This is a genomic window from Pseudomonas sp. AMR01 (assembly GCF_041946035.1).
GTDB lineage: Bacteria > Pseudomonadota > Gammaproteobacteria > Pseudomonadales > Pseudomonadaceae > Aquipseudomonas > Aquipseudomonas antarctica_B.
Genome location: NZ_JAUTYR010000021.1, coordinates 1 through 11,938 on the forward strand (window position 1 = coordinate 1; position 11,938 = coordinate 11,938).

General features: G+C 60.7%; 10 protein-coding genes. 8 read left to right on the forward strand and 2 right to left on the reverse strand.

Annotation, left to right across the window (positions count from 1 at the left end; translation table 11 throughout):
• Window positions 1-275: 275 nt before the first annotated feature.
• A complete protein-coding gene (gene mrdA / locus Q7C20_RS18075) occupies window positions 276-2,168 on the forward strand; it encodes a penicillin-binding protein 2 (protein WP_348060118.1) in 1,893 nt (630 codons plus the stop codon).
• 1 nt (window position 2,169) lies between these two features.
• Here mrdA and Q7C20_RS18080 read toward each other — a convergent pair whose 3' ends face one another.
• Window positions 2,170-2,571 (reverse strand): GFA family protein, encoded by a 402-nt coding sequence (locus Q7C20_RS18080; RefSeq protein ID WP_375069200.1) that lies wholly within the window; start codon window positions 2,569-2,571, stop codon window positions 2,170-2,172.
• Between the two features lie 98 nt (window positions 2,572-2,669).
• Here Q7C20_RS18080 and Q7C20_RS18085 point away from each other — a divergent pair, with 98 nt between their 5' ends.
• Complete coding sequence (locus tag Q7C20_RS18085; RefSeq protein WP_375069201.1) at window positions 2,670-3,137, forward strand: SRPBCC family protein; 468 nt, start codon at window positions 2,670-2,672, stop codon at window positions 3,135-3,137.
• 99 nt (window positions 3,138-3,236) lie between these two features.
• Here Q7C20_RS18085 and Q7C20_RS18090 read toward each other — a convergent pair whose 3' ends face one another.
• A complete protein-coding gene (locus tag Q7C20_RS18090) occupies window positions 3,237-5,465 on the reverse strand; it encodes a TonB-dependent receptor (RefSeq protein ID WP_375069203.1) in 2,229 nt (742 codons plus the stop codon).
• Window positions 5,466-5,684: 219 nt separating this feature from the next.
• Here Q7C20_RS18090 and Q7C20_RS18095 point away from each other — a divergent pair, with 219 nt between their 5' ends.
• The 6 genes from Q7C20_RS18095 to Q7C20_RS18120 all read left to right on the forward strand — a co-directional run bounded on the left by Q7C20_RS18095 (window position 5,685) and on the right by Q7C20_RS18120 (window position 11,937).
• The gene (locus Q7C20_RS18095; RefSeq protein ID WP_375069205.1) at window positions 5,685-8,042 is read left to right on the forward strand and encodes a DNA polymerase II; all 2,358 of its coding nucleotides are present in this window, start codon (window positions 5,685-5,687) and stop codon (window positions 8,040-8,042) included.
• Between the two features lie 68 nt (window positions 8,043-8,110).
• Window positions 8,111-8,743, forward strand: coding sequence for a glutathione S-transferase N-terminal domain-containing protein (locus tag Q7C20_RS18100; protein ID WP_375069207.1), 633 nt, complete (start codon window positions 8,111-8,113; stop codon window positions 8,741-8,743).
• Between the two features lie 165 nt (window positions 8,744-8,908).
• Window positions 8,909-9,493, forward strand: coding sequence for a DUF4174 domain-containing protein (locus Q7C20_RS18105; protein WP_375069208.1), 585 nt, complete (start codon window positions 8,909-8,911; stop codon window positions 9,491-9,493).
• Between the two features lie 177 nt (window positions 9,494-9,670).
• Complete coding sequence (locus tag Q7C20_RS18110; RefSeq protein ID WP_375069210.1) at window positions 9,671-10,753, forward strand: serine hydrolase domain-containing protein; 1,083 nt, start codon at window positions 9,671-9,673, stop codon at window positions 10,751-10,753.
• Window positions 10,750-11,064, forward strand: a complete 315-nt coding sequence (locus Q7C20_RS18115; protein WP_375069212.1) for an amidase — start codon at window positions 10,750-10,752, stop codon at window positions 11,062-11,064. The genes Q7C20_RS18110 and Q7C20_RS18115 overlap by 4 nt, the downstream gene beginning before the upstream one ends.
• A 282-nt stretch (window positions 11,065-11,346) precedes the next feature.
• Window positions 11,347-11,937 carry a YceI family protein gene (locus tag Q7C20_RS18120; RefSeq protein ID WP_375069213.1) on the forward strand — a complete coding sequence of 197 codons (591 nt, stop codon included), beginning with the start codon at window positions 11,347-11,349 and terminating at the stop codon, window positions 11,935-11,937.
• Window position 11,938: the final 1 nt, after the last annotated feature.

The window sequence follows — 11,938 nt, forward strand, 5'->3', positions numbered from 1 at the left end:
TAGGTCATCGTCAAGATTAAATTCCGAAACCCCTGTTTGCTAACGCAAACAGGGGTTTTGTTTTGGGCGGTCGGAAAGTACTACGAGGAAAGTTTTGTCACAGTTCCCCTTGCCGCAGTCCGACCATCCATGAAAAATCCCCCGTCCAACATACCGTTGAGGAAATCTATACAAAGTGTTTCTACATTTTTGGTATGGTGCAGCACATTTTCACAGGGATTGATCTTTCATCCGCAGGACGCGGCGTCGACCTTCTTCAACGAGATGCTGTAGAAATGCCTGAACCAATACCTATCAAGGATCACGAAAAAGAAAACCGCCTGGTCAATAAGCGCCTGCTCGCCTGCGCGTTATTGGTGATCGGCATTACCTGCGCCCTAGTGGGCCGTATGTATTTCCTGCAGGTGGTGCAGTACGACTATCACTCCACTATTTCTGAAAACAACCGTGTCCACGTGTTGCCGATTACGCCGACGCGGGGGCTGATCTACGATCGCAACGGTGTGGTGCTGGCCGACAACCGTCCCAGCTACAACTTGACTATTACCCGCGAGCGCACCACCGACCTCAAGGGTGAGCTGGACGCGATCGTTAACCTGCTGCACCTGCCTGCCGAAGACCGCGCGGTGTTCGACAAGGCGCTGAAGCAGGCCCGCCATCCGTTTGTGCCTGTCACGCTGTTCTATGAATTGACCGAAGAACAAATCGCACTGCTGGCCGTCAACGAGTTCCGGCTGCCAGGCGTAGATGTCGAACCACAGTTCGTCCGCCATTACCCGCTTGGCGCGCACTTCGCTCACTCGATTGGCTACGTGGGGCGCATCAACGAAAAAGAGTCCAAGGCCCTCGACTCCGTGGAATATCGCGGTACCCAGTCCATCGGTAAAACCGGTATAGAACGTTTCTACGAATCCGAGTTGCATGGTCACGTCGGGTATGAAGAGGTCGAGACCAATGCCCAGGGCCGCGTATTGCGCGTGCTCAAGCACACCGACCCGATCCCCGGCAAAAACATCGTACTGAGCCTCGACGTGAAGCTTCAGGAAGCGGCAGAGGAAGCTCTGGGCGATCGTCGAGGCTCCGTGGTTGCGCTCGACCCGCAAACCGGTGAAGTACTGGCGATGGTCAGCAAGCCGAGTTTCGATCCGAACCTGTTCGTTACCGGCATCAGCTTCAAGGAATACGCGGCGCTGCATGATTCCATCGACCGGCCGCTGTTCAACCGCGTATTGCGCGGGCTCTACGCGCCCGGTTCGACTATCAAGCCGGAAGTGGCCATTGCTGGCCTCGACAGTGGCGTCGTCACTCCACAAACCCGGGTGTTCGACCCCGGCTATTACCAGTTGCCCGACTTTGATCACAAATACCGCAACTGGAACCACAGCGGTGACGGCTGGGTGGACATGGACGCGGCCATCATGCGTTCTAACGACACCTACTTTTACGACCTGGCCCACAAGCTCGGTATCGACCGCCTGCACGACTACCTCACCGAATTCGGCCTCGGCCAAAAAGTCTCTCTCGACATGTTCGAAGAGTCAGCTGGCCTGATGCCTTCTCAAGCCTGGAAGCGCGCGACGCGGCGCCAACCGTGGTTCCCGGGTGAAACCGTGATCCTCGGCATCGGCCAGGGCTATATGCAGGTCACACCGCTGCAATTGGCCCAGGCCACTGCGTTGATTGCCAATAAGGGCGTGTGGAACCGGCCGCACCTGGCCAAGACCATCAACGGCGTGCCGCCGGTGGATGAAAACCCGATGCCCAACGTGGTCTTGAAGGACCCGCGTGATTGGGAGCAGGTCAACCACGGTATGCAGTTGGTGATGCACGACCCGCGCGGTATTGCCCGGGCGGCGGCGGTCGGCGCGCAGTACCGGATCGCCGGCAAGAGTGGTACGGCGCAAGTGGTCGCGATCAAGCAGGGTGAACGTTACAACCGTAACAAGACCCTGGAGCGCCACCGCGACAACGCCTTGTTTGTTGGCTTCGCGCCCGCCGAACATCCGAAAATCGTGATCTCGGTGATGATTGAAAACGGTGAGGCCGGTGGTCGCGTGGCGGGCCCGGTAGTGCGGCAAATCATGGACGCTTGGTTACTCGACCAGGAAGGCCACTTGAAGCCGCAGTACGCGACGCCGGCCAAAGCGCCCGGCGATCCGCACGTTTAACTCAAGCCTTCCACTCGTCCCACTGCTCAACGCCCTCATGTGCCAGCCATGGCACATCATGGGCGGTCCAGATGTGCGAGTTAGGCCGCACGCCGGGGTCATCATCCAGCGTTGCCACCCGCACAATCACATGGGGTTGATGCTCGCGCTGCGCCATCAGGTGTGAGCCGCAACGCGAGCAGAAATGCCTGAACTTACCCGGCGATGATTCAAATGACGACAACAGCGCCTCGCCTTGCGTCCAGCGAAAGTGTTCGCGCATCACGCCCGCAGTCGCAACGAACGCCGCTGCGTGGACCTTGCGGCAGCTTTCGCAATGGCAATGGCTGATCGGCATGTCCAGGCTGTCCACCTGATAGCGCACGGCTTTACAGAAGCAACTTCCATTCAACGGGTCAGTCATAACGTATTGCCAGTTCAAGGATGGGCTCATCATCATCGCGCACACGCCGAGTTTGCGCATTGATCGATGTCGCCTACTGTCAATGGAGGAGGTGACTTATGCACGTATTAGATCGCATCGAACGGAAAGTCCTGCTCAATGCTTCACGTAAACAAGTCTGGGAAGCACTGACCGACGCCGAGCAATTTGGCAGTTGGTTTGGTATTGCCCTTAAGGGTAAAACCTTCACCGTCGGGGAAAACATCGAAGCGCAGATTACCTACCCCGGCTACGAGCACGTCGTGTGGAAGGCCAAAATCGAGCGGATCCTGCCGCAAACGCTGTTTTCATTCTGGTGGCACCCCTTTGCGGTTGAGAGAGGCGTCGACTACGAAAAGGAAACCCCCACCCTGGTGGAATTCACCCTCGAAGATCGCGCGCCGGGTATCTTGCTGCGGGTGGTTGAGTCCGGCTTTGACGCAATCCCTGTGGCTCGTCGGCAGAAAGCCTTCAAGATGAACTCCCGCGGCTGGGATGAGCAAATGGGCAACATCGAAAGCTATCTGAACCAGCCTCGTCGCGCCTGACCCGAATGGGCATCAGTGCTGATGCCCATCCTCACTGCCTTAAGCCTTTGTGAACCGTGGTGATTTCCACGGGCACCTGGTTTTTCTTCAGTAACGCGGTTAGAAATCCACCGTCGCCGACAACTTCGCCACACGCGGGTCGCCTTGGGTCAGATAACCGCCCAGCGCCGACTCCCAGTACTTGGTATTGCCCACGTTCTCCACGGTCGCGCCCAACGTCACATCACGCTGATCGACCTTGAAGTTGTACCGCGCGCCCACATCGAAACGGTTCCATGTTGGCAGGCTCAGGTTGTTCGCGGCATCGGCGTACTGGCCGCCGGTGCGCAACATACGCCCGTTGACGCTCACGCCTTGCAGGCCGGGTACATCCCAGTCCACACCAGCATTGAGCTGAAACGACGGCACACCAATGGCGCGGTTGCCATCATTGGCGCCATTTTGGGTGCCATTGACCTCGGTATGAATAATCGTCGCGCCGCCCAACAAGCGCAGGCCGCTGATCGGTTCACCGAAGACGTTCAGTTCTACGCCCTTGTTGACTTGCTCACCCTGAAACACAAAGGTCGCGCCACCGTCTGCATTGAGTTGGGAATAGCCTTGGGTCGGTTGCTCGATCCGGTACACGCCCAGCGTCGCTCCGTAGGTGCCCATATCGACCTTGACGCCGGCCTCGGTTTGTTTCGAACGCGCAGGTGCGAAGGTCTGGTTGCCGTTGGTCACTACGGCGCCGCTGAATGTTGTTGGCGCTGTCGGCCCTGAAGCCAGTCCCTCGATATGGTTGGCGTAGAACGACACATGGTCCCACGGCTTGAACACCAGGCCATACACCGGCGTGGTAATGCCCTTGGCGTAGTTGGCGGTGCGCTCACCGGTGCCGTACGCGTAGCCTTGCACCACCAGTTCCTGGCGACGCAGGCCGGCGGTGAACAGCAAACGGTCATCCATAAAGCCGAACGTGTCCGACACCGCTGCGCTGCGGGCGAAGGTTTTGGCAGTGATGCCTGGGTCGTTGAGGTCGCTGCCCGAGGTGAAGCCGCCCTTGGCCGGTGCGCTCACGTCGGCCGGGTTGTAAATATTGGTCGGCTGGGTGCCGGAAGCGAAGTCAAAGGCATTTCGCGTCTGAGCCCAGATTCCGGTCAGCCCGAAATTCAATTTATGGCTGACAGCGCCGGTCTGGAACTTGCCGTTCAAGCCCGCCATCAAGCTGGTGTTGTCTTCCTGGTGAGCGATGTGCGAGCCGCTGACCGTGGCGTTGCCCAGTGCGTCGTTGAGAGTGACCGACGAATACCGCCCGATCTCGTTGGTGTGCTTGGCGCCGCCAGCGACATAGGCGGTCCAGTTATCGTTGAGGTCATACTCGGCACGCAGCATGCCGAAGGTGTCTTCCAGGCTAGTGGTGCCCCAGCTAGGCGCGTAGTTGGTATCGGCTGACGGCGCTTTTGGAATGCTCGTCAGCCCACTGCCCAGCAGCACCGAATTGCGTCCGCCATTAACCTGTTGCTTCTGATAAACAAAGTCACCCGACACGCGCAGCGCATCCCCGCGATAGTCCAAACCGACTGAAAACAGCTTCGCGCGCTGGCTCTCATCGTCCACGCCGGTATCGCCTTCGCGCTGAGAAATATTCACCCGTGCGCCAAAGCGGTTGTCCTCTCCAAAGCGCTGACCGATGTCCAGGTGTTCGCCAACCCGGCCATCGTTGCTGATGTCGGTCGTGAAGCGGCGCAACGGTACGTCATCGGCCCGCTTGAGCTGCAGGTTCACACCGCCGCCGATGCCGGAGCCGCCCGGCGTGACGCCGTTGATAAACGCGTTGGGGCCCTTGAACACTTCCACGCGCTCCAGCGCGTCGGTGGACATGATCTGGCGCGGCAAGATGCCGTACAAACCGTTGAGCGAAATGTCATCACCATTAAGCGGCAAGCCACGAATCACGAAAGCCTGTGCCTGGTTGGCATACCCCGATGCCTGGCGCACCGACGAGTCATTGAGCAACACATCGCCGACGGTCTCGGCCTGCTGGTCGCGAATCAACTTCTCGGTGTAGGAGGCCATGCTGAACGGCGCGTCCATGATGTCCTGGTTGCCCAGCACACCCAATTGACCGCCGCGCGCAACCTGGCCGCCAGCATAGGCCGGGGGCAGGGCATTTGGCGCGGGGGCATAGGCGTTGATGTTGGTGGCGCCCAGTTCCACGGTGTTGCCGCTCTGACCGTTGTTCGCATCCTGCGCGGTGGCGGGGGTTGCAGCATGCGCGGCGACGCTCAGTGAGCAGCAAAGGGCGAGCAGGGTAGGGCGAAAGGGCACGGAGAGTCGGGTGGGCATGATCGATCCTGACGGCGAACCGTCAATGGTGAGGAAAGGGGGCAACAGCGTTGCGCGTCCTCACTGCGCGGATACGACTCCGATGCAAATGATAGTAATTGTTATTAGTGTTTTGCAACAGAATTGTGAGATTGCGGTCTGCGCGCGCGTTAACCTGCCGCGTCTGCGCCGATGCCGAGTAGAATCACGCCCTGAAAGCAATTCCTGAGGTGCGGTACGGTGGATTTACAGCAGGGTTTTGTCCTGACCCGGCATTGGCGTGACACGCCGGCGGGCACGGAGGTCAGTTTCTGGCTGGCCACCGACATGGGCCCCAGGTTTATCCGTCTACCTGTGCAGACCTCGGTGATGTTCATCCCCGAGGCTCATCGCAAGCCACTCGATTGGCTGCTCAAGGGCGAGCGCGATATCGAATTGCGCCCGCTGGAGCTGCTCGACTTCCATCACCGCAAGGTGCTGGGCCTCTACACGCGGCAACACCGTCAGGCGATGGACGTGGAAAAACGCCTGCGCGCAGCCGGTGTCGACGTCTACGAAGGCGATGTGCGCCCGCCTGAGCGCTACATGATGGAGCGCTTCATCACCGCCCCGGTGTTGTTCGGCGGCACGCCGGACGCCAGCGGCGTGCTGTGCGACGCGCAGATGAAACCCGACCCCGACTACCGTCCGCCGCTGAAACTGGTGTCCCTGGACATCGAAACCACCGCCCAAGGCGATCTCTATTCCATCGCTCTCGAGGGCTGCGGCGAGCGCCAGGTGTACATGCTCGGCCCGCCGAACAAACCCGACGCGGTGAACTTCAAGCTCGAGTACTGCGACACCCGCGCGCAACTGCTCGAACGCCTCAATGAATGGCTCGCCACCTTTGATCCCGATGCGATCATCGGCTGGAACGTGGTGCAGTTCGACCTGCGTGTGCTCCATGAACACGCCCAACGCCTCAACGTGCCGCTGATGCTGGGGCGCGGTAACGAGCCCATGGCCTGGCGCGAGCACGGCAGCCGCAATCACTACTTCGCGGCGGCGGCCGGGCGGCTGATCATCGACGGCATCGAGGCCTTGCGTTCAGCCACCTGGAGCTTCGAATCCTTCAGCCTGGAAAACGTTGCGCAAACCCTGCTCGGCGAAGGCAAGGATATCTCCACGCCGTACCAGCGCATGGACGAAATCAACCGCATGTTCGCCGAGGACAAGCCCGCGCTGGCGCGCTACAACCTCAAGGACTGCGAGCTGGTCACGCGGATTTTCGAGAAGACCGAACTGCTCAAGTTCCTGCTGGAACGGGCCAGCGTCACCGGGCTGCCGGCCGACCGCAACGGCGGTTCTGTCGCCGCGTTCACTCACTTGTATATGCCGTTGATGCACCGCCAGGGCTTCGTCGCGCCGAACCTGGGCGACAAGCCGCCCGAGGCCAGCCCCGGCGGATTTGTCATGGACTCCCGCCCCGGTCTCTATGAATCGGTGCTGGTGCTGGATTACAAAAGCCTTTACCCATCAATCATCCGCAGTTTCCTGATCGACCCCGTGGGCCTGATCGAAGGCCTCAAATACCCCGACGACAGCGACTCGGTGGAAGGCTTTCGCGGCGCGCGGTTCTCGCGTACCCGCCACTGCCTGCCGTCCATCGTCACCCGCGTCTCCGAGGGCCGTGAAGCGGCCAAGCGCGAACGCAATGCGCCGCTGTCCCAAGCCCTGAAAATCATCATGAACGCCTTCTACGGCGTACTCGGGTCCAGTGGCTGCCGGTTCTTCGACACCCGGCTGGCGTCCTCCATCACGATGCGCGGCCATCAGATCATGCGCCAGACCCGCGAACTGGTAGAGGCCAAGGGCTACGAAGTGATCTACGGCGACACCGACTCCACGTTCGTCTGGCTCGGCAGCGCCCATTCCGGAGAAGACGCCAGCCGCATCGGCCAGGCGCTGGTGCAACACGTCAACGCGTGGTGGCGCGAGCATTTGCTCAACGAATTCGGCCTGCAAAGCGCCCTCGAACTGCAATACGAAACCCACTTCAGCCGCTTCCTCATGCCGACCATTCGTGGCGCGGAGGAGGGCAGCAAGAAGCGTTATGCCGGGTTGGTGGTGCACAGCGATGGCCGCGAAGACATGGTCTACAAAGGCCTGGAAACCGTGCGCAGCGACTGGTCGCCGCTAGCGCGGCAATTCCAGCAGGAACTCTACCAGCGCATCTTTCACCGCCAGCCCCATCAGGATTACGTCCGCGACTACGTGCGCCGCACCTTGAGTGGCGAACTCGACGACTTGCTGATCTACCGCAAACGCCTGCGTCGCCGGTTGGACGATTACGAACGCAACGTGCCGCCCCATGTGCGCGCCGCGCGTTTGGCCGATGAATACAACGACCGCCTGGGGCGCCCGCGCCAGTACCAGCGCGGCGGCTGGATCAGCTACGTGATCAGCGTCAACGGCCCCGAGCCGCTGGAAGTGCGCCAGGCGCCTATCGACTACGACCACTACGTCACCAAGCAATTACAGCCGGTGGCCGACGCGATCCTGCCGTTCGTCAATGATGATTTCGGCACCCTGGTCGGTGGGCAAATGGGCCTGTTTTAAAACGCTTGCCCAAGGGCCGTGGGAGCCTGCACTCTTTGTCACCGACGACCACTCCAGACGGCGCAACCATGTACACACTCTATGGCATCGACGAATCCGGCGCCTGCATGATCGAAATCGCCCTGCAGCGTTGCGCGGTGCAGTGGCGTCGAATCGACGCAAGCTCCTGGGAAGACAGCGAGGGCAGCGAGGCTCTGGCGCGTATCAACCCGCTCAAGCAAATCCCCACCCTGGTGACGCCCGATGGCCAGGTGCTGACCGAAAGCGCCGCCATCCTGATCCACCTCGGCCTGGAATTTCCCGCCTCCGAGCTACTGGCCGGCAACCGCGCGCAGATCATCCGAGGCCTGGTGTACATCGCCGCCAATTGCTACTCGGCGATCGGCATCATCGACTACCCGCAGCGCTGGCTGGGGGAGGCGGACCAAACCGTGCAGGCACAATTGACCACCGGCACCCGCCGCTACCTGCATCAGGCTTGGGTGGTGTTTGCCGATCAGTTCTCCGACCAACTGTTTGCCCCCGGCGCTGCGCCGAATGCACTGGGCATCATGGCGGCGGCAGTGTCGCGTTGGGATGGCGCGCGCGAGGTGTTAAGCGCTCTGGCTCCAGGGTTTGCCCAGACGCTGGCGCAGGTGGATGCCGACCCGGTCGTGGCGCCCGTGTTTGCGCGGCATTGGCCGCAGTGGAGCGTCTCATGATGTGTCCGCAATCAGCGGAAACAATGACCCATGAACTCCGTTGCGCCCTTGCGTAGCGGGCGTCCTGACCTACCCTTTCTCAAAGCAGTGTAGGAATCATCCTTGAATTTGACTGTCGCAGACATGAAACTCAAGAACCCTGCATGGAATTCAAAGGAGGTGCGCATGCTCATCCGGTCGCTGACCCTGGCTACCTTGATGGCTATTACGGGGCCGCTGTTGGCCGCTGATGATATCAACCCGCTCAAGCAAGACCTGGGAAAGTCCCGCCCACTGGTGGTCGTGGAACTTGATTCCGGCAACTCCACGTTGTCCACGCTCCAGAAGCAGTTGGACGAGCCAGCCATCAGGCAATCCTTTGAAGAACGCAGCATGGTGTTCTACACCGTGAAGTTCGGCAGCATTGGCGCGGAAGGGGAAAAGTTCGCCAAGGACGCCAAAGACAACAAGAAGCTCACGCCACCTGAAACCAATGCGTTGATTCGTGCGCTCAAGCTGGGTGCCGGCAGCGGCACCAAGGTGATTCTGGTGGGCAAGGATGGCGAGAAGAAACTCGAGAAGAATGTGCCGCCGGATACGCTCGACGTGAAAGAGTTTTTCAGTGCCATCGACCAGATGCCCATGGCCGAAAAAGAACTCGCTGCACCTGCTGAACCTGAGCCTGCTGCAGCGGCGCCAGCCAAAGGCAGCAAGCCTGCCAAACCGGCCAAGGCCGGCAGCAAGCCAGCCCCCGCACAGCTCGATGATTGAGCCCGTATAACCTCTGTGGCGCGGGCTTGCCCGCGATGGCCGTTGAAGCTGAAGTCAGGCCAAGTGCCTGTCCGTTAACCCACTAACGGACAAGCACCCCTGACACTTCCCGTAACAAAATCGTCATCCACCTCGTCTAGCCTCGCAATCACGAATGCCACCCTTGAGTTTGCGTCCATGTTCAGAGGCCTGCTGTACATTGCCCTAGTGTTAGTCTCCCTTACCGCCCACGCCGAAACCTGGCCTGACAAGGAATGGTCCGAAGGCAAAGCGCTCGAAGGCCCGGCCGTCGATGCCTTGACCACCTATGCGTTCCCCGCGCGCGACGACAGCACCCGCACAGGTATCCGCACCGATGCCTTGTTGATTATCCGCGACGGCCAAATCATCTACGAACATTACGCCGCCCCGACCACCGCCAACACTGCGCACCTCACCTGGTCCATCAGCAAAAGCTTGATGGCCACCGTGCTCGGCGTGGCCTACGGCGAAAACCGCTTCAAACTCACCGACCCCGCCGCACGCTTCTACCCGCCGATGAAACAACACCCCGCTGTGACCATAGCCGACCTGCTGCACTGGGCCTCAGGCCTCGATTGGCAGGAAGACTACGAATACGCGCCGCTGAAATCCTCGGTGGTGGCGATGCTCTACACCCGTGGCCGCAGCGACATGGCGCAGTTCGCGGCCGACACCGCAACCGCCACCGCACCGGGCCAGGCATTCCGCTACTCCAGCGGCGACAGCAACATCCTGTCCGCCACCCTCAAAGGCATGCTCGGCCACAAGGCCTACATCACCTACCCGTGGGACGCGCTTTTCAAACCGCTGGGCATCCGCAACGCCATCTGGGAAACCGACACCGACGAAACCTTCATCGCCTCGTCCTACGCCTACCTTACCGCCCGCGATTTGGCGCGCGTCGGCCTGTTAATGGCGCGGGATGGGCGCTGGGGCGACCAACAATTGCTGCCCAAAGACTGGGTCGACTTCAATCGCCAACCCTTCGTCCATTACAAAGCCGGCCAGGACGAAGCCGTCCCCGGCGGTCAGTGGTGGCTTAACCGCGAAGTGCAAGGCGCCGCCAAACCCTGGCCCGACGCGCCCGCCGACACCTTTGCCGCCCTCGGCCACTGGGGTCAGGCACTGTTCGTGATGCCCGATGAACACCTGGTCATCGTGCGCTACGCCGACGACCGCGACGACACTTACCACCACAACGAACTACTCAAGCGCGTACTCGCGGCGGTGCAACCATGATCCGGCGTCGTCCATTTACCAGCGTTTTCCTGTTGCTGCTGTTGGCCCTGTTCGCCTGGGTGTGGCACGAACGCGTCAACCTGCAAGCCTTCCCCGACATCATCGCGGCGTACACCGCCAAGGAGTACTGCTCGTGCCGGTATGTGGAGAACAATCCCGCCGAGTATTGCCGCGGGTATGTAAAGCAATACGTGCCGACCAGCGCATTCAGCGACAACCCGGAACGCAGTGAAGTCACCGCCAGCGGGCTCGGCCGAACCCACAGCGCCAGATGGCTCGGCGACCGCCAAGGCTGCCGCCTGAACCCCTGACACAGCGCACGTCCCTTGTAGATAAGGCCGTTGTGGCGAGCGGGCTTGTCGATTCGTCGCACCGCCCGCGTTGGGCTGCGTAGCGGCCCTAGTGAAGAAGCATGCGATGTTTCAGACACACCGTGGAGGCTGGTTTTGGGCTACTTCGCAGCCCACGCGGGCGCTGCGACGATTCGACAAGCCCGCTCGCCACGGGGAGTTTCGGCAGCTCCCACATTGGATTTGCGCCGTTCATCACATTGCGCTTAAGGTTCGTCCAGGTTTTTTGCCCCACGAGTCTTTATGTTCAACGCCTCTCTCTCCAAACCCCTGGCCTTCGCCTTGCTGGCCGCCGCCGCTATGCCTGCCCATGCCGACTGGTACCTGGATAACGAATCCTCGCGCCTCTCGTTTGTCACCACCAAAAACACCGAGATCGCCGAAGTCCAGCGCTTCCTGGTGCTTCACGGCAAAGTCGACAGCAATGGCGCGGCGCAGTTGGAAGTGGAGCTGGAGTCGATCAACAGCGGCATTCCGCTGCGTGATGAGCGCATGCGCAATGACCTGTTCGAGATCAAGACCTTCCCCAACGCGTTGATAAGCGCGCAGATCAATCTGCAACCGATCAACGACCTGGCCCCCGGCGCACAATTGGAATTGCGCCTGCCGTTGTCCGTGACCCTGCACGGCAAAACCCAAACCTACAGCGCTGAACTCCTGGCCACGCGCCTGGATGATCGGCGTTTCCAGGTCGTGACCCTGGAGCCCGTGGTGCTGCACGCCGAGGACTTCGGCCTGGTACCGGGCGTCGCCGGGTTGCGCAAGGCGGCTGGGCTGAAGTCGATCAGCTTGTCGGTGCCGGTGGGTGCGGTACTGATCTTCACGGCGCGCTGAC